20 protein-coding genes are annotated in these 23,645 nt (G+C 52.5%); 6 read left to right on the top strand and 14 right to left on the bottom strand.

Features of this window, described 5'->3' with window-relative positions; genetic code table 11:
* Positions 1 to 1,101 (bottom strand): M24 family metallopeptidase, encoded by a 1,101-nt coding sequence (locus tag ACP15Y_RS11450; RefSeq protein ID WP_424983218.1) that lies wholly within the window; start codon positions 1,099 to 1,101, stop codon positions 1 to 3.
* 188 nt (positions 1,102 to 1,289) lie between these two features.
* Between ACP15Y_RS11450 and ACP15Y_RS11455 the strand changes: the two genes are divergently transcribed.
* Complete coding sequence (locus ACP15Y_RS11455; protein ID WP_133573616.1) at positions 1,290 to 1,472, top strand: hypothetical protein; 183 nt, start codon at positions 1,290 to 1,292, stop codon at positions 1,470 to 1,472.
* A 20-nt stretch (positions 1,473 to 1,492) separates the two neighbouring features.
* On the opposite strand, the gene ACP15Y_RS11460 is transcribed toward ACP15Y_RS11455, so the two are convergent.
* From ACP15Y_RS11460 to hutI, 5 genes are all read right to left on the bottom strand, one after another.
* Positions 1,493 to 3,925 carry a hypothetical protein gene (locus ACP15Y_RS11460; RefSeq protein ID WP_424983219.1) on the bottom strand — a complete coding sequence of 811 codons (2,433 nt, stop codon included), beginning with the start codon at positions 3,923 to 3,925 and terminating at the stop codon, positions 1,493 to 1,495.
* Positions 3,926 to 4,036: 111 nt separating this feature from the next.
* Positions 4,037 to 5,707: a urocanate hydratase gene (hutU, locus tag ACP15Y_RS11465; protein ID WP_424983220.1), complete on the bottom strand. Its 1,671-nt coding sequence runs from the start codon at positions 5,705 to 5,707 to the stop codon at positions 4,037 to 4,039.
* A 9-nt stretch (positions 5,708 to 5,716) separates the two neighbouring features.
* Positions 5,717 to 6,517 carry an N-formylglutamate deformylase gene (hutG, locus tag ACP15Y_RS11470; RefSeq protein ID WP_424983221.1) on the bottom strand — a complete coding sequence of 267 codons (801 nt, stop codon included), beginning with the start codon at positions 6,515 to 6,517 and terminating at the stop codon, positions 5,717 to 5,719.
* Positions 6,518 to 8,047 (bottom strand): histidine ammonia-lyase, encoded by a 1,530-nt coding sequence (gene hutH, locus ACP15Y_RS11475; protein ID WP_424983222.1) that lies wholly within the window; start codon positions 8,045 to 8,047, stop codon positions 6,518 to 6,520.
* Positions 8,044 to 9,261: an imidazolonepropionase gene (gene hutI, locus ACP15Y_RS11480; RefSeq protein WP_424983223.1), complete on the bottom strand. Its 1,218-nt coding sequence runs from the start codon at positions 9,259 to 9,261 to the stop codon at positions 8,044 to 8,046. Before hutI ends, hutH begins: the two co-directional genes overlap by 4 nt.
* 91 nt (positions 9,262 to 9,352) lie before the next feature.
* Between hutI and ACP15Y_RS11485 the strand changes: the two genes are divergently transcribed.
* From ACP15Y_RS11485 to ACP15Y_RS11505, 5 genes are all read left to right on the top strand, one after another.
* Positions 9,353 to 10,723, top strand: a complete 1,371-nt coding sequence (locus ACP15Y_RS11485; RefSeq protein WP_424983224.1) for a formimidoylglutamate deiminase — start codon at positions 9,353 to 9,355, stop codon at positions 10,721 to 10,723.
* 7 nt (positions 10,724 to 10,730) lie between these two features.
* Positions 10,731 to 11,459, top strand: coding sequence for a UTRA domain-containing protein (locus ACP15Y_RS11490; protein ID WP_424983225.1), 729 nt, complete (start codon positions 10,731 to 10,733; stop codon positions 11,457 to 11,459).
* Between the two features lie 67 nt (positions 11,460 to 11,526).
* On the top strand, positions 11,527 to 12,126 hold the full coding sequence (locus ACP15Y_RS11495; protein ID WP_424983226.1) for a hypothetical protein: 600 nt from the start codon (positions 11,527 to 11,529) through the stop codon (positions 12,124 to 12,126).
* Between the two features lie 101 nt (positions 12,127 to 12,227).
* Positions 12,228 to 14,381 (top strand): methyl-accepting chemotaxis protein, encoded by a 2,154-nt coding sequence (locus ACP15Y_RS11500; protein WP_424983227.1) that lies wholly within the window; start codon positions 12,228 to 12,230, stop codon positions 14,379 to 14,381.
* Positions 14,382 to 14,468: 87 nt separating this feature from the next.
* On the top strand, positions 14,469 to 14,951 hold the full coding sequence (locus ACP15Y_RS11505; RefSeq protein WP_424983228.1) for an MmcB family DNA repair protein: 483 nt from the start codon (positions 14,469 to 14,471) through the stop codon (positions 14,949 to 14,951).
* A gap of 5 nt (positions 14,952 to 14,956) precedes the next feature.
* Here the strand turns inward: ACP15Y_RS11505 and ACP15Y_RS11510 are convergent, their stop codons facing one another.
* The 8 genes from ACP15Y_RS11510 to ACP15Y_RS11545 form a co-directional block, all read right to left on the bottom strand.
* Complete coding sequence (locus ACP15Y_RS11510) at positions 14,957 to 15,928, bottom strand: hypothetical protein (protein WP_424983229.1); 972 nt, start codon at positions 15,926 to 15,928, stop codon at positions 14,957 to 14,959.
* 8 nt (positions 15,929 to 15,936) lie between these two features.
* Positions 15,937 to 16,908 (bottom strand): hypothetical protein, encoded by a 972-nt coding sequence (locus ACP15Y_RS11515; protein WP_424983230.1) that lies wholly within the window; start codon positions 16,906 to 16,908, stop codon positions 15,937 to 15,939.
* An 8-nt stretch (positions 16,909 to 16,916) separates the two neighbouring features.
* Positions 16,917 to 17,936 (bottom strand): hypothetical protein, encoded by a 1,020-nt coding sequence (locus ACP15Y_RS11520; protein ID WP_424983231.1) that lies wholly within the window; start codon positions 17,934 to 17,936, stop codon positions 16,917 to 16,919.
* Entirely contained in the window at positions 17,897 to 18,868 is a 972-nt protein-coding gene (locus tag ACP15Y_RS11525) for a hypothetical protein (RefSeq protein ID WP_424983232.1), read from the bottom strand. Before ACP15Y_RS11525 ends, ACP15Y_RS11520 begins: the two co-directional genes overlap by 40 nt.
* A gap of 8 nt (positions 18,869 to 18,876) precedes the next feature.
* Positions 18,877 to 19,848 carry a hypothetical protein gene (locus ACP15Y_RS11530; RefSeq protein ID WP_424983233.1) on the bottom strand — a complete coding sequence of 324 codons (972 nt, stop codon included), beginning with the start codon at positions 19,846 to 19,848 and terminating at the stop codon, positions 18,877 to 18,879.
* A gap of 21 nt (positions 19,849 to 19,869) precedes the next feature.
* On the bottom strand, positions 19,870 to 21,459 hold the full coding sequence (locus tag ACP15Y_RS11535) for an MBL fold metallo-hydrolase (protein ID WP_424983234.1): 1,590 nt from the start codon (positions 21,457 to 21,459) through the stop codon (positions 19,870 to 19,872).
* A gap of 99 nt (positions 21,460 to 21,558) precedes the next feature.
* Positions 21,559 to 22,113, bottom strand: coding sequence for an ActR/PrrA/RegA family redox response regulator transcription factor (locus tag ACP15Y_RS11540; RefSeq protein WP_424983235.1), 555 nt, complete (start codon positions 22,111 to 22,113; stop codon positions 21,559 to 21,561).
* Positions 22,114 to 22,191: 78 nt separating this feature from the next.
* Positions 22,192 to 23,505, bottom strand: a complete 1,314-nt coding sequence (locus ACP15Y_RS11545; RefSeq protein WP_424983236.1) for an ActS/PrrB/RegB family redox-sensitive histidine kinase — start codon at positions 23,503 to 23,505, stop codon at positions 22,192 to 22,194.
* Positions 23,506 to 23,645: the final 140 nt, after the last annotated feature.

Raw genomic sequence — 23,645 nt, forward strand, 5'->3', positions numbered from 1 at the left:
TTAGTCTTTGGAAATCACAATGTCTCGCGAACGCTCTGAAAGCACCTCTGGCCCATCAGCACGCATATAGACAATCTCTTCCAACCGGATGCCGAACTTGCCCGGCTGATAGATGCCCGGTTCGATGGAGAACACCATGCCTTCATCCAAAATCACATCCGATGAGGCTGAGATGTAAGGCTCTTCGTGGATTTCGATGCCGAGGCCGTGGCCGGTGCGATGGCTGAAAAATTCGCCATAGCCTGCTTCTGTGATCACGTCACGTGCGGCCTTGTCCACGTCGGAGGCTTTGACGCCTGGCTTACATGCTGCCAATGCAGCCTTAACCGCAGCTTCCACCACATCATGCACTTCTTGATAATCGTCGCGCAGCGTATCAACTGCAACCATGCGGGTGATGTCGCTTGGGTAGCCTTTTGTGGCGCCGCCAATATCAACCACAACCACATCGCCAGATTTCAGCACCCGATCAGAGGTATGGTGATGGGGGAACGCGCCATTTTCATTGGCACCCACAATATCGAAAATCGGCTTCGCGCCTTTTGAGATGAAATGCTCTTTTACCGCTTCGGCAACATCATGCTCGGTGACGCCGGGCCGTGCGGTTTTTGCGGCAATTGCCTGTGCTTCATCGGCGATTTGCGCGTTCAATTTCAGCAGTTCATATTCGGCTTCGGTTTTGCGCATGCGCAATGCACCGACCGTTGATTTTGTGAACTGATGTGCCGCGCCGTCCAATTTGTCGAGCAAGTTCAGGGCAAAATCCGCGCGCATGGTTTCGTCAAGCACAACTTGCTTCACTGCGCCGCCCGTGACTTTGGCGAGGGCTTTTTCCAAGGCAGCCGTTGGGCCTTGATCATCTGCCCACTCGAAAAACTCAATGTCCGTATGTTCGCGCACGGCATTTGCATTGAGTGCTGGCATCACAAAGGCTTCACTTTCTTTGCTGATCAACAGCAGGCACATGCGTTCATCCGGATAAGGCGAATAGCCCAAGAGCCATTGCGTATGTGCGGTTGGCCCCAACGCCACCAGATCAATATTCTGCGCGCTCATTTCATCGCGCAAACGCTTAAACTTCTGCGCCACAACCTCGTTCATAAGTCCCCCTTGGGCATAAATTACCTTTAGTAAAATTATTTTAGTATTGGTAATATTTATTTGAAAGCGGGTCAATCACCCAAAAGATGGATTGGATGCGATAGGGGCGTTTCAATTGACCAAGGTCAAACCCTTTCACACGATCATCCGCTATAAGAACTGTGTTTTAATTCATTTGGGGGAAGAAAATGAATAAACTGATTGGCATGTTGTGGATTATTTCAGGCTCTGCAATTGCAGGCGCTTTGGTGATCGCCGTTTTGGTGACCCAGATGGTGCCGAATATGGGATTGGGCATCGCAGCGGCGGCCATTTTGGGCTATGTGCTGGCTATTCCCTTTTCCTACATTTTGTCGAAAAAGATGAAATAGCCAACACTTTAAATTTTGATTTAGCGCGCGCGGCAAGATAGGCGGGTTGTTCCGCCTTCTTCCAACACCAATTCCTGATTGGTGATTTTAGCGCGTACATTGCCCCACACATTGGCAAAGCCACCATTTACACGCGCACGGTGAAGGGCATAATCCCCATCCACCAACGCGGTGCCCTTGTTCGGCTCGATCAGTGCCACCACTTGCCGACCAGAACAATTATAGCTTTTGGCCACAACCTCTGGGTCAGCACGCCCCATGGTGGGGTTGATGCGATATTCTATATCAGCGTTAGTGGCGACCATTGTGGTCAAGCATCCACCATTGGCTGCGCGCACCTCAAAGCCTTGCCCGGCTGATCGCGTAAGTTGCAATCGCGCACTGGGTGGCACTTCGCGTAGGAATTGACGCTGACCATTGGGGCCGATTTCATAGACTTCGACGGCTCGGCCACGATCATTTTTAAAGCCGATTGAAACAGCACGATTTCCCATGAACTGACTATTGGCGCTTAGATCGCACATATAGTTTGGGTTTGCCTGATAATTGTTCAGCGCCTGACGAGCTGCTGCGGTTTGCGTATTGATGTTGATGTTCACATTTGAATCAGACTGCTGATTGATCAGATCAAAGATATTGATGATCGTATCCACGGTCTCATTGCCTGTGCTCGGACGATCTGGGTCGACGCCGAAATCATCATCTCCGCCATCGCCAATATCTGGTTGTGCTGGAGGGCGACAGCCGCTTAGGAATCGTCGAATGACCGCGCCACTGCCTTTAAGTGAATAGGTTGCGGTTTGCTCGCCATTAACGGACCAGCGCACCAAATTGCCCAATGCCAGTGCCCGCCACATTGGATCGCGTGTGTCGATTGTCGCAATCGGCACAGCGCCCCAATCAAAGCCTTCCACCGAACGCGTTACCGCCCGCACACGACCACTATCGTCGCCAACATTCCAGCGAACATTGACGTTGCGTCCGCTGGCCAAGCCGCGTGGCGCTGACGCAAACATGATGCGCACGACATCGTCTTGCGGCGTGCACCGCGCTTCAATGCCGATGCGGTCTGTGCGGACATCACCAAATACCAACCGCAAATCGCCGTCGCGACGAGATGGCGGGGTGCTCCATTTAAGGCTGCTGTCGTCGCTCACATCGCCATAAACAGATGGGCCGTTAAAGCGTGTGTTACAGGCCTGAACAAATTCGCGAACCGGGCCCGCACTGCCGCTGAGCGAAAGCATCAGCCGATGATTATCGTTGGCAATAGCGGTGAAAGTCGCACCCGAAATCAACCCTTTCCACAAACGGTCAGATGTTGAACGGGAAAAGCTTGGTGCAGCCCTTGAACCGACAGGCGATTGACCCCGGTTACCGTTGACCACACCATTATAGCGACCTGTGGTCCAATCAATGCGTGTCCGGCGCGGCAGATTAGCCCGGGCCGGGAAACCATCAAGATAGATGGTGGCTTGACGTGAGCCGGGTTGGCACACCGCACTAACGCCAGTGCGGTTAAAGCTACGCGCTTCAAACTTCAGCGCAGCAATATCGTTCTCATTTTGCGCGGGAATAAAGCGCCAGCTATAGCCAGCCCGCAACGAGGTATCGGAGGCGAATTTCGGCTTTGGCGTGATGGTCACATCAAAGTTGGAGCCACAAAGGTCAAGCTGGCCTTCGCCCGATGCCCCAGAAGCGAAATTCACTTCGAGATTGCCGGTGCAATTGATGCCAGAATTGTCGGCGAAAACGCGGGTCCGTGCATCATTGCCAATATGGCGAATAATGTTCAATTTTTCGCCGTTTAGCTTGATGCCCGTGACTTTGTCGTCGCCACCAGAACGGACCGTAAGAATTTCATAATAGCGTTGCGGCTCAACATCCAAAATCACTTCATTGTTGAAGGCACAAAGGTCTACCGTACGTTTGAAATTGTCAGCACCGGACAAAGCTGCGGACAGCTCGCCCACACATTTGAAGCCGGAAGGGCCACGACGAATGTCGAATTCTACGCGATTTGAATCGGCGAAGGCGGTGAACGGTTGTGGCTTTCCATCAAAGCTGAGCGCCAGAATGCGTACATTTTCCTGCGATGGCACAATGGTGATGGTGCGCACCGATGGGCCAGAACCTGTGTCGCCAAAGCTCAGAGCGATCTGCCATTCTTCATCACATAAATTCAGTTGTTTGCGCAGGAAGCGGCCATTTTTGGCGATTAGCGACAAGGTGGCGTAACACTGATTTTCATTCTCCAGCTCAATAAAGGCATATTTGCCTGCCTGCGCCACGATGTCTGCGCGCTGGCCATTGATGAAGGCCGATTGCAGCTCAATATTGGCTGGTTTGGTTTCAATGGTGAGAATGCGCGCTGCCGCCGCGCCTTGCACCAGAAATAGAATAGAAAGAATCGCAACGCCGATTTTGGCGCCGATAGAATTGAGCTTTTGCATGTCCGTCTCCTCAAGCGCCCCCGCGCCTTACCCAAGACTACTATGCAATTTCAATTTTGTCGAAATTATGTAGGTGAGGCGAAAGCTTAGCACTTCCGCCCCATCTTAAATCTAGAGAATGCCCGGCAGGTTCAGGCCTTTTTCGCGGGCGCAATCTTGAGCAATTTCATAGCCTGCATCTGCATGGCGCATAACACCGGTGGCCGGATCGTTCCACAAAACGCGCTCCAACCGCTTGGCCGCTTCTGGCGTGCCATCGGCGACGATCACCACGCCTGCATGTTGCGAATAGCCCATGCCAACACCGCCGCCATGATGCAACGACACCCAAGTGGCGCCGGAGGCTGTGTTCAACAGCGCGTTGAGCAATGGCCAGTCTGACACGGCGTCTGACCCATCTTGCATGGCTTCGGTTTCGCGGTTTGGCGAGGCGACAGAGCCGCTGTCCAAATGGTCTCGGCCAATCACCACTGGCGCTTCCAATTCGCCATTGGCGACCATTTCGTTGAAGGCGAGACCCAAGCGATGGCGATCCCCCAAGCCAACCCAGCAGATGCGGGCGGGCAGACCTTGGAACGAAATACGCTCGCGCGCCATATCGAGCCAATTGTGCAAGTGCTTATTGTCTGGCAACAGCTCTTTCACTTTTTGGTCGGTTTTATAGATGTCTTCCGGGTTGCCGGACAGCGCCGCCCAGCGGAACGGGCCGATACCCTGGCAAAAGAGCGGGCGAATATAGGCAGGCACAAAGCCGGGGAAATCAAAGGCGTTTTCCAAGCCTTCATCCTTCGCCACTTGTCGGATATTGTTGCCATAATCCACGGTGGGAATGCCACGCGCGTGGAAATCGAGCATGGCTTGCACCTGCACCTTCATGCTGGCACGGGCTTCGCGTTCCACCAATTTCGGATCGCTCTCGCGCTTGTCGCGCCACTCACCCATGCTCCACCCGATAGGCAGATAGCCATTGATGGGATCGTGGGCAGAGGTTTGGTCGGTGACAATATCTGGCCGCACGCCACGTTTGACTAGTTCAGGGAAAATTTCCGCTGCATTGCCCAACAGGCCAACCGATTTGGCTTCGCCTGCCTTGGTCCAGCGCTCGATCATCTCCAGCGCTTCGTCCAAGCTTTCGGCCTTTTCGTCGATATAGCGCGTGCGCAGGCGGAAATCGATGCTGTCGGGGTTGCACTCGACGGCCAAGCAGGATGCGCCCGCCATCACTGCGGCGAGCGGCTGTGCGCCACCCATGCCGCCCAAGCCGCCGGTCAAAATCCATTTGCCTTTTAGGTTGCCGCCATAATGCTGACGACCTGCCTCGGCGAAGGTTTCATAAGTGCCCTGCACAATGCCTTGGGAGCCGATGTAAATCCATGAGCCCGCCGTCATCTGGCCATACATGGCCAATCCCTTTTTATCGAGCTCATTGAAATGATCCCAATTGGCCCATTTGGGCACGAGATTAGAATTGGCAATCAAGACGCGCGGGGCATCGGCATGGGTTTTGAACACGCCGACAGGCTTGCCGGATTGCACCAGCAAGGTTTCATCGGTTTTCAGCGTTTTGAGGCTATCGACGATCTTGTCAAAATCGCCCCATGTGCGGGCGGCACGGCCAATGCCACCATAAACCACCAGTTCATGGGGATTTTCCGCCACGTCCGGATCGAGATTGTTCATCATCATGCGCATGGGCGCTTCAGTGGTCCAATCACCACAGATCAGGTCTGGCCCGATGGGCGAACGAACGGTGCGGGCATTTTTGCGTGGGTTGTCAGTCATCATTTCCTCCTATGCCGCGGTGGCGCGGGCGGCTTCGTACAGCAAAGCCTCTAAGATCGATTTGAGAATGGGGCGCAGGCGGGCGCATTTTTCCCCATCCAGCGCCCAAGGGGCATGTTCTGTTTTGAGATAAGCGCTTTGGGCAATTTCCATTTGGAACGCGCACACATTCTGGTCGGGTTGGCCATAATGACGCGTGGTCCAGCCGCCTTTAAAGCGACCGTTCAACACGCTTTCAAACTCGCTTTGTTGGGCAATTTCAAAGGCGCATTTTTCCATTTCCGGGAAGAGCGTTGCGCCTTCATTTGTGCCTAGATTAAGCGCGGGCAAAGTGCCTTCAAACAGGAATGGCAGTTCGCTGCGGATGGAATGGCCATCATAAAGAACCGCAAAACCGTGCTTGGCCTTTATCCGCGCAATCTCTTCGCGGATGGCGGCATGGTAAGGCGAATGAAAGGCGATGCGGCGGGCTTCGATTTCACCGGGGGCTGGCTCCTGCCCTGGATGATAAAGCGGCTGCCCTTCAAAATCTATGGTGGGGCACAGCGTTGTCGTGTTTTGCCCGGGATAGAGCGACACGCCCTCGGGATCGCGATTGGCATCAATCACATAGCGGGAGAAGGTGGCACGGATGGTGGTCGCCTCTGGTATCAAGCCTTCATAGACCTCATCAATAAACCAGTCTGTGTCCACCAACGCCGTGCCGCGTTCATTCAGCCGCCCGGCAATATCAGCGGGCACAAAGGTGCCCACATGGGGGAAGGCAAGAATGAGTGGGCTATCGCCACGGGTCAGGGTGAACGGCTCCATCTATGCCTCCAGCGCCAAATCGATGTGCGCGGCGGCCAGCAAATGCGGCTGTTGCACCAATTGGCCCGCTTTCACCAAATCTGGAGAGATATAGCGGTCATCATCCAAGGCGCTCACCTCGTGCTGCACCGCTTCAATTGCCGCCTGTAACGGCGCGGAGGTGGTAAGCGGCGCGCGCAAACGTATACCTTGGGCGGCAGAGAGCAATTCAATGCCCAAAATGTGGGAAAGGTTCTGGTTCATATCCAGCAAGCGGCGCGCGGCATGGCAGGCCATGGACACATGGTCTTCCTGATTGGCGCTGGTGGGGGTGGAATCAACCGAACAGGGCGCAGCCTTTTGTTTGTTTTCAGACATCAGGGCGGCGGAGGTCACCTCGGCGATCATAAAGCCGGAATTGAGCCCCGGATTTGGCGTGAGGAACGCCGGGAGGCCGAAGGATAAGGCCGGATCAACCAGCAAGGCGATGCGTCGCTGGGCGATGGCACCCATTTCAGAGATGGCTAAGGCAATCTGATCAGCGGCGAAGGCCACAGGCTCGGCGTGGAAATTGCCGCCGGAGATGATTTCATCTTCGCTCACCACGAGCGGATTGTCCGTCACCGCATTGGCTTCCACCCGCAAAGTGTCGCCCAATTGCCGCAACAGGCCAATGACCGCGCCCATGACCTGTGGTTGGCATCGCAGACAGTAAGGGTCTTGCACCCGTTCATCATTTTCCAAATGGCTGTCGCGGATTTGCGAACCAGAAAGCAACGCGCGCAATTGTGCTGCCGCATCAATCTGCCCTTGATGACCGCGCAGGGTTTGGATCATTTCGTGGAAGGGCGCATTTGACCCCATGGCTGCATCGGTGGACATGGCCCCGGTGAGGAGAGAAATTTTGGCCAAATGCCATGCCTCAAACAGGCCCGCCAGCGCCAAGGCGGTGGAGGTTTGCGTGCCATTGATCATGGCCAGACCTTCTTTCGGGCCGAGCACCACAGGGGTCAGCCCGGCGCTTTTGAGGGCGTCTGCACCACTCATGCGTTGGCCTTGATAGAAGGCTTCACCCTCGCCGATCATCACCGCTGTCATATGTGCCAAGGGGGCAAGGTCACCAGAAGCACCGACTGAACCTTGCCCCGGCACCATAGGGGTGACGCCTTTTTCGAGCATATTTTCGATCAGCTCAATCAGTTCCCACCGTACGCCGGACGCGCCGCGCCCGAGCGAGAGCAATTTGAGCACCATCATCAAGCGCACAATATTGGCGGCCAAAGGTTCGCCAACGCCGCTGGCGTGCGAGAGGATCAGATTGCGCTGCAAGGTGGCCGCATCTTCCACAGCAATGCGGGTTTTGGCCAATTTGCCAAAGCCCGTATTCACCCCATAGACCGCTGGTTCGCCCTTCGCGGCTTTGGCGATGATCGACGCTGCGCGTTCCACGGCGGGTTTTACATCAGGGTCCAGTTTTGCGGGCGTGGCGGTGCGAAAGATTTCTTCCAATTGGGTGAGGCTGACCTGCCCCGGTTGCAAGATCATGCTCATAATTTGCCTCCAAAAATACGCGCTTTGAGGGGATTGAATCCAATGCGGTAGCTAAGTTCTGCGGGGTGCTGAATGTTCCAAATGGCAATGTCCGCCTGCTGCCCAGCGGCCAAGGTGCCTCGATCTGCAAAGCCTAGGGCTTTTGCGGCATGGCGGGTGGTTGCGGCCAAGCATTCATCTGGCGTCATGCGGAACAGGGTTGCCCCCATATTCATGGTCAATAAAAGTGAAGTAAGCGGCGAGGAGCCGGGATTGCAATCAGTGGCCAATGCGATGGGCACCTGATGGCGGCGCAACAGTTCGAGCGGCGGCAATTGGGTTTCGCGCAAGGTGTAAAATGCGCCCGGCAACAGCACAGCAACCGACCCTGCTTCGGCCATGGCCTTCACGCCTGCTTCATCCAAATATTCCAAATGATCGGCAGACAAAGCACCATAAGAAGCCGCCATCGCTGCGCCGCCCAAATTGCTGAGCTGTTCTGCGTGCAGCTTGATCGGCAAGCCGAGTTTTTGAGCCGCGTCGAACACCACTTTCATCTGTGCGGGAGAGAAGGCGATGCCTTCGCAAAAACCATCTACGGCATCGACCAAGCCTTCTGCGTGCAATTGCGGCAAGATGTCTTTGGCAACCAAGCGGATATAATCATCGGGCTGGTCTTTATATTCTGGCGGCGTGGCGTGGGCACCGAGGAACGTGGTGCGCACGGTGACATTTCGCAACGTGCCAAGCTGGCGCGCGGCCAAGAGCATGTTGCGCTCGCTCTGCAAATTGAGGCCATAGCCAGATTTGATCTCGATGGTGGTGACGCCTTCGGCGATCAGCGCGTCCAACCGGGGCAAGGCGCTTTCAACTAGTTGATCAACGCTGGCGGCGCGTGTGGCTTTCACCGTGGAGATGATGCCGCCGCCTGCGCGCGCCACTTCTTCATAGCTTGCGCCTTCCAGCCGCATTTCAAATTCGTTGGCACGGTCACCGCCAAACACAATATGGGTGTGGGCATCAATGAGGGCCGGCGTGGCCAATGCGCCGCCAAAATCTTCGCTGTGCCATGCGCGATAGTCCAATGGAATGTCCTGCGCGGCGCCGACCCAAGCGATTTTTTCGCCATCAATGGCAAGGGCACTATTTTCAATGACGCCGCCATAATTCTCGCCATTGGCGATCATCGGGGCGATGCGCAAATTGGTGAGCACATATTGGGTAGGTTTCGCCATGGAAGAGATCCTTTTGCCGGGATTTATCATTGCGCTTTACTCAAATATGTATATGCTTATTTTTATTATGTCCATACATATTAGGTGAGATATGTCGTCGCTATTTGTGAAAACTGCATTGCTAGGCACAGGTTGGGCGCAAAATGTGCGCATTGAATGGAATGCAGACCGCATCACGCAGATTGAAACCGACGCCGAAGTGCAAGCCAATGATCTGAATTTAGGGGATCAAATACTGCTGCCAGCGATTGGCAATTTGCATTCCCACAGTTTTCAACGCGCCATGGCGGGGCTTACCGAATATCGAGGCGACAGCCGCGACAGCTTTTGGAGCTGGCGGCACCTGATGTATCAATTTCTCGATCAATTGACCCCCGGCGACCTCTACGCCATTGCTCGATTTGCCTTTATGGAAATGCTGGAAGCGGGCTATAGCGCGGTGGCGGAATTTCACTATGTTCACCATCAAATGGGCGGCACGCTCTATGATAATCCAGCGGAAACCAGCCATGCGATTATCCATGCAGCACAGGATGTGGGCATTGGCCTTACCCATTTGCCCGTGTTTTACGCCTATGGCGGGGTGGACCAACGTGCCTTAAAGGGCGGGCAAAAGCGCTTTGGCCACACCATAGATCAATTTGAAAAATTGCTCGGCGACAGCGAACAATTGTTGCGCAAAATGCCTGATGATTATCGGCTAGGGCTGGCCCCGCATTCATTAAGAGCGGCGAGCCAAGAGCAACTTAATCACTTGGTGACGCTGCGTCCCAATGATCCGATCCATATGCATATTGCTGAGCAATTGGCAGAAATTGACGAGATTGAGCACATTTATGGCCAACGCCCCATGTCGTGGTTGATGGCTCATTATGATGTGGATGTGCGTTGGTGTTTGATCCACTCCACCCATTTGACCGACGATGAAACGAGGCAGTTGGCCAAGTCTGGTGCCGTGGCGGGGCTTTGCCCGATCACAGAAGCCAATTTGGGTGACGGGATTTTCAATGGTGTTGAGTTTTTGGAACTGGGCGGCACGTTCGGCGTGGGGTCCGATTCTGATATTCGCATCACCTTGAGCGAAGAATTGCGGGTGTTGGAACATTCGCAACGTTATCGCCACAAAGGTCGTGCCATGTTGGCCCCCGCCAATGGCTCCAATGGCGCCACTCTGTTTAATGGCGCGGCCAAAGGCGGCGCACAGGCGCTTGGCCGGGACCATGGGGCGATTGAAGTGGGCAAGCTGGCAGACTTTTTCACCCTTGATCGTGACCGGATGTTGGGCCATGGGCTAACAGGTGATCGGCAATTGGAGCATTGGATTTTTGCCAGTGACGACCAAGCGATTGATCAAGTCTGGTCTGCCGGGCGGCACATGGTGACGCGCGGGCAACACAAAAATCATGACGCGATCCGTGCAGACTATATTGCCTGTTTGAAAAAACTGCGGAGCGAATTATAAGCAAGCTATGACAGAACGCGCTTCAGCCTCCCCCTATCTCACCATCAAGAATGATTTGCTCAGCCAAATCCGCAGCGGCCAATTGCGCCCGGGTGATGCGGTGCCGCATGAGGAAACCATTGCGCAGCAATATGGGGTGGCAAGGGCCACGGTGCATCGGGCGATGCGAGAGCTGGCGGAAGAGGGTTTTGTTGAACGCAAACGGCGGGCGGGCACGCGGGTGGCAGCCGTTGGCGGCCGCACCACCAAGGTGGATATTGCGTTGGTGCGCGATGAAATTGAGCGCACAGGCGCGCCCTATCGTTTTGAGATATTAAAGCGTGACATTTTATCAGGCGACCCTTTTGGTCAACGTATCTTACGCGTCGACGCCAATCAGCCAGTTTTGTATCTGGAAATTCTCCATTTTGCCGGAGAGCGCCCCTATCAGCTGGAAGAACGCTGGATTAATTTGGATGTGGTGCCAAGCGCAGAAACACAATCCTTTCAAGCTTCAAACCCAAATGAATGGCTGATCGAGACCATTCCTTATGCCGAGGCGGAGCATAAATTCTCTGCTCAGAATGCAAATGCGCACCAAGGTGCCGCGCTAGATGTGCCGGAGGGGGAAGCCCTGTTTGTGATTGAGCGACGCACGGCGTTGGATGCGAAAATGATCACTTATGTGCGCATGTTACACCCGGGCCAAACTTATGCCATGGCCGCCACCGATTTCAGCCTATCGACGAAAAATTAACTCAACACTGATAAGGGTTTAACTCGCGTCCAAAGTTGAGGGATTTTTGGCGCGGTTAGGGGTTATCATGAGTTACTTTGATGTGGCGACCAATATGGGCGGCAATGACGCTCAGGTTGCGCTGATCAATGATCTGGCGCGCGACTTGGGCTTTCGGCAAGTCACGCCATTTTCTGGCCTAGTGCACGCCGAAGAATTGACCCGAAAAGTGCCGAACAATTTCTTCCTTTTTGCCAGCGATGGTGAATTGGGCCCCATCAAATCGCAAGTCCAAAATATTCGCAACAGTACGCGTCCCCGGGTGCGCTATTCGCCGTTGATCTGTTTTATTGAAGTTCCCCTGCCAATGCTGATTTCTCAGTGCATCCAAATCGGGTTTGACGATATTTTGACCCTGCCTTGGGACCCAAAGCAGATGATGCCGCGATTGCGGCGACAATTGAATACGCAGATCACTTATTACGAGACATCCAACTATTTTGGGCCGGATCGGCGACGGTTTGGCAAAAAGCGCTCAACGCCCGCTCGCATTTATCGCGAAAGCCAAGGTTACCGACGTATCGACATAAAGCGCGATACAGCCCATGGCGTGCAAATTTTGGGCGATACGACCGTGGGCAAAATCTCCAGCCGACATAGCCATGTTTCCTGGGGTGCAACCGCCTAAGGGTTGGACTACGCAATCATCCCTATCCAGTTCGGAAACAGCAATTAACCAAGTTTGCGGGACAATGAACGCATAGTTTTACACTCATTGCGAGCATTGCCATGTTTAAACTCCCTACCATTAAGATTGCGGCGCGGTTGCCGCTTGCGCTTACCATTTCGGCCCTAGCGATCGGCCTCGGCTTAGGGGCAGCCAGTTTTTTCATCAGCTCCCAAACGGTTCATGAAATGACCAAAGATAAGCTGGAGGCGATTGTCGAAAGTCGCGCGATTGCTCTGAAGCGCTATTTTGCGCAAGTGCGCGACGACTTGTTGCTACAAGCCGAAAACCCGGTCGTTGTGGATGCCAGCAAGGATTTCACCAATGCGTGGCAACAAATTGAGGGTGACCCGCGAACCATCTTGCAGCAGGGATATGTTTCCCAAAACCCATTTCCGCTCGGTCAAAAAGATAAATTGCAAAAAGCCGATTTGGGCCTTTGGTATGACAGCGTTCATGCACGCTTTCACCCATATTTCAGCAATTTGATGGGTCGCAATGGCTATTATGACGTGTTTTTGTTCGATATGGCGGGCAACCTGACCTACACTGTGGCCAAGGAAAATGACTACGCCACCAACTTTGCGGTGAATGGCGGCCAATGGTCGAGTTCTGATCTAGGCGGGGCCTTCCGTAGCGCTGAAAATTTGGCGGCAGGGGAAATTTCGTTTTTTGATATCGCCCCCTATGCGCCAAGCCAAAACTTGCCCGCGACATTTATGTCGACCCCACTCATCGACAAATCAGGTACTCGAATTGGTGTGTTGGCCTTCCAACTGCCGGTTGATGAATTTACCACCATTATGCACGACAAAACTGGGCTTGGCGCAACGGGCGAGACATTCATTGTTGGCGCGGATCGGATGTTCCGCAACGATTCTGCCTTCACCGAAGAAAATGACATTTTGAGCACCAGCTTGAACTATAAAGCCATTGATGACGCACTGGCCGGACAACGCGGTTTTGCCACAACCGATACGTATCGCGATCAGGATTTCTATTTGTTCACAGAACCCTTCAGCTTTGCGGGCGTAAATTGGGCCGTGGCTGCTGTTAAGGGCGTCGCGGAGTCCAACGAACCGGTGGTGGCGCTGCGCAATATGATGCTGATGATCGGTGCCGCCATATTGGTCGCAATCATTGTGGCGGGGGTACTTTTTGCCCGCACAATCACCCGCCCAATTGCACGCTTGTCTGGCACCATGAACCAGTTGGCCAAAGGGCAACTCGACGTGGACATTGAAGGCGCTGACGGCAAGGACGAGTTGGGCGACATGGCCCGTGCTGTCGATGTGTTTAAGCAAAATGCAATTGAACGGCAACGCTTGGAAGGGCAAAGCGCCGCGGAATCAAAGGCACAAGCGGATCGTCAAAAACGGATTGAAGAATTGATCACCCATTTCCGCACCAGTGTTGGCGACGCGCTCGAATTGGTCACCCAAAACAGCACGCAAATGACGAACACGGCCAATATGTTGAACGATATCGCCAACAATACATCTGGCCAGGCTGGCGACGCGGCCAATGCGTCAAAAGAAGCCTCCACAAATGTGAAGGCTGTGGCCGCGGCGGCGGAAGAACTCGCCGCCTCCATTGAGGAGATTTCACGGCAAGTATCGAAAACGAACACGATTGTGAATTCCGCTGCAGAAGCCGCACAACTCACAAATGGGCGCGTGACGCGCTTGGCAGATGCAGCGCAAAAGATTGGTGACGTGGTAGCTCTTATCCAAGATATTGCAGAGCAAACCAATTTGCTGGCCCTCAACACATCAATTGAGGCTGCTCGCGCAGGCGAAATGGGCAAAGGCTTTGCTGTGGTGGCGACGGAAGTTAAATCTTTGGCCAATCAAACCGCCAGCGCAACTGAGGAGATTTCCAACCAGATCCGCGAAATTCAGGATTCCACAAAAGATGCCGTTGCCGCCATTGAGCAAATTGCAGGCACCATGACCGAGGTAACCCAATACACCACGTCAATCGCTTCTGCAGTTGAAGAACAGGGAGCCGCAACAGCCGAAATCAGCCAGAGTGTAACCCAAGCAGCAACGGGCACAGAGCAAGTTGCAGGGTCCATCAACACAGTGACCAGTGCTGCAGATGAAACCAATCAAAGCGCCAACCAAGTGCTGGTGGCGTCGCAAGATATGGCGGAACAGGCCAAAACGCTGCGCTCAACCGTTGATAAATTTTTGACCGAGGTTGCGGCGGCTTAGCGGCAATTTGCGCGCAGGGATTTAGGCGCCTTCGGGCGCCTTTTCTTTGCGCTTTATTGGCAATGCGCCCTGCGCTAAACTTTGGAGATGAACCAAGATTCGTTGCAAAACCTGCCACCGATTGTAGACGGACGCCAATCCGAAACCGCCCTGCGCGTTCAACGCGGCTGCATGCGCTTTTTGCGTGCGCAACACGACATAACTTGTTTTGCTGAAGTGCCGCTGGCCAATGGACGGCGCGCTGATTTGCTGGGCGTTACCCCCAAGGGGGAAATTTGGATTGTCGAAATTAAATCGAGCCTTGAAGATTATCGTGTCGACCAAAAGTGGCCGGAATATCATGAATTTTGCGACCGGTTCTTTTTTGCCAAGCCACCAGAATTGGCTGCCGAGATTTTCCCCGAAAGTGAAGGCCTAATCGTCGCCGACGGCCACGGCGCCGATATGATGCGCCCATCGGCCCTAGATAAAATGGCCCCCGCGCGCCGCAAAACCTTGATGATCAAACTGGCCCGATTGGGCGCCGACCGCATTCATAGCTTAATGGACCCCGGCCCGAGTGCGCTATAGCTAAGCTAATATCTTTGTGGCGCGAAGTTGCGCCAAGGGCGCAATCTGAAGGCCGTGATTTCAGGGTCTGCAATATTTTCAATAGGTTTCGCATTTGAGTGCTGATCGAGTTGGTTTAGGGCATCGAGTCGCCGCTGCGCCGCCAGCGTGACATTTGCCAAACGTTGCGGATCTTTAGATGCAAATTCAGAGGATGTGAAATGCGGATGGAAATTGATTTCGTAAAATTGTGGACGCCCGCCGACCAGCGCAAAATCGACACGCCCATATTCAATATTGGCCAAGTCAAACACGCGCCTCACTTCATCCTGAAAAGCGTTTTCCTGCATTAGTTTCGCTTCAAATGCGTTGGCTCCAGGTGGCATGTGGTCAACTTGACGATATTTCACATACCATTTTTCATCAAAGAGCATCATGTTGAAACTGATGGTCTGATCGATACGATATGAAGCTAATTTCGCGTAGAACTCCCCATGGAATGGTTCTGCGCAGAATTCGATCACCACCAGATCGTCCAATGGTTCACTTTGCTGCTCAAGATCGATCAGCGCGCGATCAAGCGCATCTTGGTTCTCCAACAATTCGGTGAGCGGCGGCAGGCTAACTGAGAGGTTGCGCACAAAGACAGGGAAGCGTTTTGGCTTTGGCATCTCGCTGGCCAAATAGGCGTTAAACTGGTTGATGCCTTCATCATGCAAAGTGCGTAGCAACCGGTAACGATTTTTTGCAAGGGCGGGATCGTTCAACGCTTTAAACCCATCCCCGGCCGCATTGATGTGGTGATAGATTTTTGCGGCGAGCCGCCGCTCGCGTGGGTGCAGCCTATCAATGAACGTGAAAATATAGGTGGCAGACGGCAATCGTCGAGTTTTAAAGAGCCAACTATAAGTTTTGTGCTTGTAAGCGGGCGCGTCGGGAAAGACACTAAAGCCGTGCACATTGCCCCTTTGCCGGTTGGGGCCGATAAAAATAAGCATAAAATCTCTTAATATCTTTGCGGCGCAAAATTTCGCCACGGACGAAGCCGAAATGCTGTTATCTCAGAATTCGCAATATTTGCAATGGGTTGTGCAGTATCATTTATGTCCAGCGCTTTCATCGCATCCATTCGCCGCCGGGCAGCAAATTTAGCATTTTTCAGTCGCTGGGGATCTTTTGAGTCATATTCAGACATTGTGAATTGTGGGTGGAAATTGATTTCGTAGAATTGGGGGCGATTGTTGACGATCGAGAAGTCCGCCCGCCCATATTCAATTTGAGCGAGCTCAAAGACTTTCTTCGCGTCTTCCACCCATCGATTTTCGCGCAAAATCTCCGCTTCAACCGCAGCAGAATGTGGTGGCATCGTATCCACCTCACCATATTTCACATACCATTGCTGATCGTACAGAAATAAATCCAGCATGTAGCGACCGCCAATGCGGTAGGCCGAGAGCTTAACGAAATAGTCTTTCTCATACGGCTCTGCACAATATTCGATGACGATCAGATCGTCTAAGGGTTCGCCCGCCACCGCCAACTTCTCAATTGCAGTATCCAGTTCGCGTTGAGTGTGAATCAGATCAGTGACTGGCGGTAGACTTACGGACAAATAACGCAAAAACACAGGGAAATTGCTCGGCTTAGGCATTTCATCAGCAAGATAGGCCGTGAAATCATTTATCCCTGCCGCATGCAATAATTTGAGAAGTCCGAGCCTATTTTTTGATTTTGCCGGATTGTTTAGTGCTTTGAAGCCCGGCCCCGCGGCATTAATATGCCGATAAATTTTTGCGGCAAGACGACGTTCACGTGGATGCAACCGGTCTAGAAAGGTGAATATGTAAGTTGCAGACGGCAACAAACGCGTGCGAAAGAGCCAATTATAGGTCTTATGCTGAGTTTGTGGCGCATCACTAAATGCTTTGAACCCGAGTACATTGCCCCGCTGCCGATTAGGCCCGATGAAAATCAGCATAAAATCTCTTAATATCTTTGGGGTGCAAAATTTCGCCACGGGCGAAGCCGGAACGCGGTGATTTCGGGATCGACAATATTTTTAATTGCTTTGGTCGAAATCTTTTGATCAATGGCGATAATTGCATCCATGCGGCGGCGTGCAACGAAGTTTGCAATCTCTAAGCGTTCCGGAATTTTTGACTCATATTGTGACAATGTCGATTGCGGATGGAAATTGATTTCATAGATCTGAGGGCGATTATTCACCAGCGAAAAATCTGCGCGGCCATACTGGATATCTGCCAATTCGAACACGTTTTTAAGAACATCGATCCACCTATTCTCCCGCAAAATTTCGGCTTCTGTCGCCGCGAAATCAGGGGGCATAATGTCAAAATCACGTAGCTTTACGTACCATTTGCGATCAAAAAGGAAGAAATCCAGAAAATATTGATCGTCAACTCGATAGGCTGAGACCTTCGCAAAATAGTCCTGCACAATGGGTTCGGAACAATATTCAATGACGATAAGGTCATCTAACGGTTCGCCAGCCTGTGCGAGATCGTCGATCGCACTCTCCAATTCAACTTGTGTGTGGATTAGATCTGTTACCGGCGGCAGGCTGACGGATAGATAGCGCATGAACACTGGAAACTTGGCAGGTTTTGGCGCTTCGTCCGCCCGATAAGCGTTAAAATCATTGATACCTGCGGTATGAAGTGATTTTAGCAAGTCCAACCGATTTTTTGATTTCGCCGGATCGTTCAGTGCTTTAAATCCCGCTCCTGCGGCATTAATATGATGATAGATCTTGCTGGCTAAACGGCGCTCGCGCGGATGCAATCGATCAATAAATGTGAAGACATAGGTCGCAGCAGGCAAGCGGTGTGTTCGAAACAGCCAATTGTAGGTTTTATGTTTGGTCACAGGCGCATCATCAAACAACTTAAATCCACGCAGATTATGACGTTGGCGATTAGGCCCGATGAAAATAATCATTATCGTAGCTAATACCTTTGAGGGGCATAGTTCCGCCAGAAACGCCAACGAAATGCAGTAAGTTCTGCATTTTTAAGGTTCGGGCGGCTGTTGGCTTCAATCGTCATATCCAGCGCTGCCACATCTTTAAAACGCTGCTCGACTGCATCAGCTACATTCTGCTTTCGCTGCGGCTCTTTTGAAGGTGAAACATTGGTACGAAACTCAGGATTGAAGTTGATTTCATATATTTGCGGCCGACCATCATAGAGCCCAAAGTCCACCCTACCATATTCGATATTGGCAATATCAAAGACTTCTCGCATGGCTTCCGCGAAGGCATTTGTTCTTATGAGTTCCGCCTCCTCTTCATAAAGTTTCGGATCAACAATATCGATATCACCCAATTTCACCTGCCAATTGGCTTCAAAAATCGTGTAGTTGGCGCTTACACGATTACCCGCACGATAGGTGGAATATTTACGGAAAATGCCAGGTGCGACTTCTTTGGCATAGAATTCAATCACGATCAGATCATCGAGTGGCTCACCCTGGGCTTCAAAGGCAGTTATTTTCCGATCAAGCGTTTCTTGGTCAGGCAGTAAGTCGGTTAAAGGTTTCAACGATTGCGAAATCCGTCTGATGAATACAGGAAATCGACCAGGCTTCGGCGCTGCGGATGCCAAATAGACGTTAAAGTCATTTATGCCTTGTTCATGCAGCTTCCGCAGCAATCGATATCTGTTCATTGCGCGGGACGGATCATTTAATGCCTGAAACCCGTCGCCGAGTTTATTGATATGCCGAAAAATTAGTCCCGCAAGCCTGCGTTCAGAAGGATCAAGGCGATCGACAAAGGTAAAAATGTATGTTGCGCTTGGCAATTTGCGGGTACGAAACAGCCAATTATAGGTGCGATGCCTATATTTTGGTGCTTTTTCATATTCACCAAACTTTTTCGTATTGCCCCGCTGACGATTGGGCCCGATGAAAATCAGCATGAGTTTTCCTAATATCGTTGCGGCGCAAAGTTGCGCCACGGACGAAGCCGAAACGCAGTGATCTCGGGATCATTTACATTTGGAATTGGCTTGGCGGGTATCTTTTGGTCGATGGAGATCAAAGCGTCCATGCGGCGGCGGGCCACACCGTTTGCTGTCGCCACACGCTCCGGGTTTTTCGACTCATATTGCGCCAATGCCGCTTGCGGATGGAAGTTGATTTCATAGATCTGAGGTCGATTGTTCACCAGCGAAAAATCTGCGCGGCCATATTCGATATCTGCTAATTCGAACGCATTTCTTAGAACATCAATCCACTTATTCTCTTGCAGAATTGCTGCTTCTGTCGCTGCAAAATCGGGGGGCACATTGTCGAAGTCACTAAGTTTTACGTACCATTTGTGATCAAAAAGGAAAAAGCCCAGCATATATTGATCGCCAAGTCGATAGGCTGAAACCTTGGCAAAATAGTCCTGCACGAAGGGTTCAGCGCAATATTCAATAACGATCAAATCGTCCAAGGGCTCGCCCGCCCTTACAAGTTCGTCGATCGCACGTTCCAAGTCAGCTTGCGTATGGATCAAGTCTGTTACCGGTGGCAGGCTGACGGACAAATGACGCAAAAATACCGGAAATTTTACAGGCTTTGGCGCTTCGTCCGCCCGATAGGCGTTGAAATCATTGATACCCGCTGCATGTAGGGACCTCAGCAGGCCCAACCGATTTTTTGATTTCGCCGGATCGTTCAACGCCTTAAAACCAGCGCCAGCAACATTAATATGACGATATATTCTGCTGGCCAAACGGCGCTCGCGCGGATGCAACCGATCAATGAAAGTGAAGACATAAGTCGCCGCGGGCAGCCGATGCGTTCTGAAGAGCCAATTATAGGTTTTGTGCTTCATCAACGGCGTATGATCAAGCCGCTGCAATCCACGCAAATTGTGACGCTGGCGATTGGGGCCGATGAAGATGATCACCTAACAATTTCCACTTTGCATTTAAACTTTATCCAGTTCGGCGCGGAGGCGCTTCATTAGGTTTAGGCGTTTTTTGTCGCTTTGCTCCTCGGTCAAGACATGGCCGAGTTCTATAGAGAAGCGGGCATATTCGGCTGACCAATCTTGGGTGAATTGTTGTGGGTCGATGCGCATATGCTCGGGTTGACGCACTTGGCCAACGCCGTTGGCGCGCAGCTCAAATTGATCATCCAATTGCGGTGCAATCACCTTGTCTGGCCCCAACTCCTTTTCGCCAAGGGCCTTTTTCATTGCGTCGCGGCTATTATCTTCTCCGTGGGTCAAGAATATCGCACCATGGGCGGGCAAGCGCTCGGCAATCCAGTCCATCAGTTCGGTATGATCACCATGAGCCGAATAATTGCCGATGGAGCGAATGGCGGCGCGGACAATATGGTTGTTGCCGTGAATACGCACTTCGTTTTTGCCTGATTTAATCACATGGCCCAGCGTGCCCGGCGCTTGATAGCCCACGAACAGAACGGTGGATTTCGGGTCAGAAATATTGTTACGCAGATGGTGCTTGATCCGCCCTGCATCGCACATGCCAGACGCAGCCATGATGATGGCACCGCCATTGATGCGGTTGATGCCCTTGCTTTCTTCCACCGATTCGACAATGCGGAATCGATCATCGGCAAAAAGCTCTTCTGGACCCAGTTCAACATCTTGCAGATCCGCTGCGTGACGCTTGAACACCGATGTCACACGACGCGCCAAGGGCGAATCGAGGAACACCAATTGCGGATCGATCTCGCCACGTTTGATCAGCAAGCCAATGTCGTGCAGCAATTCCTGACTGCGCTCAACGGCAAAGGCAGGGATCACTAAATTGCCGCCGCGGGCCAAAGCTTGGTTTATTTCTTTCTTCAGTGCTGTACGGCGTTCTTCCAAAGAATAATCATCGCGATCTCGGCCGCCATAGGTGCTTTCGCACAATATGTAATCAAAGCCAGAAGGGGCGTGTGGCTCAAGATAGAAGACTTTTTCATCTGGGCCCAAATCACCGGAAAACAGGATTTTGATGGTTTTGCCATCTTCATCTTGCACATGTACTTCAATCGAAGCGCTGCCCAATATGTGGCCCGCGTTCCAAAAGCGTGCTCTTACACCGGGGCCGGGTTCGAACCATTCTTCGTAGGGATGGCCTTTTGACCGTGCGATGGTTTCTTCTGCATGTTCGCGGGTATAGAGCGGCTCGATCAACTCTTCACCTTTGCGTGCCCGCTTGCGATTTTGCCGTTCGGCCTCATATTCTTGAATGCCCGCGCTGTCCGGCAAGAGATAATCCATCAAGCCCGTTGTTGGTGCTGTGGCGTGGATGGCCCCTTGAAATTTATGCTTCACCAGTTTGGGCAGCAGGCCCGCATGGTCAATATGGGCATGGGTCAGCAAGACATAATCGAGCTTGGCCGGATCAAATGGAAATGGCTTATCATTGAGCGCGCGCACCGCTTTGTTGCCCTGAAACAGGCCACAATCCACCAGAAACTGACCGCCGGGATGGGTGACGCGATAGCATGAACCTGTGACCGTTCCGGCCGCACCATGAAATGACAGAACAACACTCATTGCTTTTCCTTTGTGTGAAACATGCGCAATTTGCACCTAGCTTAGCAGCCGGATGTTTCAGACAAAAGGCAAGAGATTGTTGTTTTGGCTTATTTATTTTTAGCGGGGGGCCCGTTTTGCCAAAATCCGCTGCAACGTACGCCGATGCATATTCAGGCGTCGTGCCGTTTCAGACACGTTGCGATCGCACAATTCATAAACCCGTTGAATATGCTCCCAACGCACCCGGTCGGCTGACATTGGGTTCTCTGGCGGGTCGGCTTTGATTTCGTCTTCATCCGCCATCAACGCTTTGAACACATCGTCAGCATCTGCAGGTTTTGCGAGATAATCCACCGCGCCCAATTTCACAGCGGTTACAGCGGTGGCGATATTGCCATAGCCTGTGAGCACCACGGTGCGTGCATCTGGGCGGCGCTCCTTGAGCGTGGAAACAACATCCAAGCCATTGCCATCTTCAAGGCGCATATCCACAACAGCATAGGCTGGGGGATTGGATTTCACTTGCGCCATGCCGGCGGCCACACTATCTGCTGTGCGCACATCAAAGCCACGCTTTTGCATGGCCCGTTCAAGTCGCGTCAAAAACGGTTTGTCATCATCCACGAGCAATAAGGACAAGTCTTTGTCCAAAAGTTCTGGCACGCTGGTCATTTTCGTATCCTCGCAATTGATACTTTATGGCACTAATTCAACCGACAGGTCAAAGCCATCTCATTGAATACGTTTAAATCACTCGCTCAGTTCAATCACCTGTCTTGGCCATGCTATTTTGACGCAGGCATGTTGACCATCGTCACGATTGAAAAAATCGAGCTGCGCGCCGGTGCGCTCGAGCAGAGTTTTGGCAATGAAGATGCCAAGTCCCAAACCGCCGGGCTCAGTTGGGTCGCTGTCTTGCGTGTCCTTCGGGCGGGTGGTGAGATAAGGCTCGCCCATGCGCATCAGCATGTCTTGCGTAAAGCCCGGCCCGTCATCACATATGTCTATCTCTAACATACGGTCTGTCCAGCGCACTTTCACTTCCACACGGCTTTGCGCAAAATCGACAGCATTTTCAATCAGATTGCCAAGGCCATAGATGAGGCCCGAATTCCGAGCCAGTTTGGGTTCGCTGCCCTCGCCTTGCGCATCGAGTTCAATATCAATGCCGAAGAATCGCTGCGGTTCAGAGACTTCTGCCACCAGATCGCTGGCGCTCAATTCGGCGAAATGCTCTTCTTGGGTGTTTAGATTGCGCAGCTTTTGCAAAATCTCACGGCATCTAGCCGCTTGTTCCCGGATCAGTTCGAGATCTTTTTTCAGCGATTGCGGGTCGTCTAGATCGGTTTGCATTTCTTTTGCCGCAAGGGCAATGGTGGCCAAAGGCGTACCCAATTCATGAGCGGCAGCAGCCGCCAAACCATCAATAGCTGATAAATGCTGCTCGCGCGCCAACACCAATTCTGTCGCGCTCAACGCGTCGGCCAATTGCCGCGCTTCATGCGCCACACGGTTGGTGTAGGCCGAGGTGAAGATGACACCACAAACCAGCGCGACCCAAATGCCAAACACATAAAGATTGTTGATGGCAAAAGGCTCGTTGCCGCCCCATGGCAGCGGCATATGGAAGAAACCCAACAAGGTGATGATGGCGATGGCCAAAGCGCTCAACCCAAGCGTCCAACGATAAGGCAGAGTGGTGGCGGATACGCTGACGGGTGCCAACAGCAAAAGCGCGAACGGGTTATATAGACCGCCTGTCAAATAAAGTAGGCCCCCCAATTGCAATGAATCATAGGCCAATTGGGCTGCCGAAACTTGCGAGCGCAATCGCAGGGTGGCGGGGAAGCGCACTAACAAAAACACATTTAGCCACGCTGACATGGCAATAAGGGTGAAACAGGCGGCCAAGGGCAGTTGATAGTTGAGCACAAAAGCCACAACCAAAACGCCCGCGCTTTGTCCCGCAACCGCTAGCCAACGCAGACGCACAAGGGTTTCCAAGCGCAATCTATGGTGGCCGCTATAGGCCAATGCTGGCGCGGTTTTGTTGGAATCGATCACTTTTTGCTCCCCATTTTGGCTGGACGTAAAGCCAAATTGCTTGTTTTTTGCCCGGATTTCGGCGCTCTGGGCGTTGTTTTGCGCATTTTCAAGACCCTTTTTGCAAAAAATTGGTGCTTGAAGCTACCAAATTCGCCCCC

The organism is Maritalea sp. S77 (genome assembly GCF_049801075.1).
Lineage (GTDB): Bacteria > Pseudomonadota > Alphaproteobacteria > Rhizobiales > Devosiaceae > Maritalea.

What these genes read in the sequence shown, in the direction of transcription:
- ACP15Y_RS11450 (WP_424983218.1), bottom strand. Translation starts at nt 1,101, where the DNA reads ATGAACGAGGTTGTGGCGCAGAAGTTTAAGCGTTTGCGCGATGAAATG.
- ACP15Y_RS11455 (WP_133573616.1), top strand. Translation starts at nt 1,290, where the DNA reads ATGAATAAACTGATTGGCATGTTGTGGATTATTTCAGGCTCTGCAATT.
- ACP15Y_RS11460 (WP_424983219.1), bottom strand. Translation starts at nt 3,925, where the DNA reads ATGCAAAAGCTCAATTCTATCGGCGCCAAAATCGGCGTTGCGATTCTT.
- hutU (WP_424983220.1), bottom strand. Translation starts at nt 5,707, where the DNA reads ATGACTGACAACCCACGCAAAAATGCCCGCACCGTTCGTTCGCCCATC.
- hutG (WP_424983221.1), bottom strand. Translation starts at nt 6,517, where the DNA reads ATGGAGCCGTTCACCCTGACCCGTGGCGATAGCCCACTCATTCTTGCC.
- hutH (WP_424983222.1), bottom strand. Translation starts at nt 8,047, where the DNA reads ATGAGCATGATCTTGCAACCGGGGCAGGTCAGCCTCACCCAATTGGAA.
- hutI (WP_424983223.1), bottom strand. Translation starts at nt 9,261, where the DNA reads ATGGCGAAACCTACCCAATATGTGCTCACCAATTTGCGCATCGCCCCG.
- ACP15Y_RS11485 (WP_424983224.1), top strand. Translation starts at nt 9,353, where the DNA reads ATGTCGTCGCTATTTGTGAAAACTGCATTGCTAGGCACAGGTTGGGCG.
- ACP15Y_RS11490 (WP_424983225.1), top strand. Translation starts at nt 10,731, where the DNA reads ATGACAGAACGCGCTTCAGCCTCCCCCTATCTCACCATCAAGAATGAT.
- ACP15Y_RS11495 (WP_424983226.1), top strand. Translation starts at nt 11,527, where the DNA reads ATGAGTTACTTTGATGTGGCGACCAATATGGGCGGCAATGACGCTCAG.
- ACP15Y_RS11500 (WP_424983227.1), top strand. Translation starts at nt 12,228, where the DNA reads ATGTTTAAACTCCCTACCATTAAGATTGCGGCGCGGTTGCCGCTTGCG.
- ACP15Y_RS11505 (WP_424983228.1), top strand. Translation starts at nt 14,469, where the DNA reads ATGAACCAAGATTCGTTGCAAAACCTGCCACCGATTGTAGACGGACGC.
- ACP15Y_RS11510 (WP_424983229.1), bottom strand. Translation starts at nt 15,928, where the DNA reads ATGCTTATTTTTATCGGCCCCAACCGGCAAAGGGGCAATGTGCACGGC.
- ACP15Y_RS11515 (WP_424983230.1), bottom strand. Translation starts at nt 16,908, where the DNA reads ATGCTGATTTTCATCGGGCCTAATCGGCAGCGGGGCAATGTACTCGGG.
- ACP15Y_RS11525 (WP_424983232.1), bottom strand. Translation starts at nt 18,868, where the DNA reads ATGCTGATTTTCATCGGGCCCAATCGTCAGCGGGGCAATACGAAAAAG.
- ACP15Y_RS11535 (WP_424983234.1), bottom strand. Translation starts at nt 21,459, where the DNA reads ATGAGTGTTGTTCTGTCATTTCATGGTGCGGCCGGAACGGTCACAGGT.
- ACP15Y_RS11540 (WP_424983235.1), bottom strand. Translation starts at nt 22,113, where the DNA reads ATGACCAGCGTGCCAGAACTTTTGGACAAAGACTTGTCCTTATTGCTC.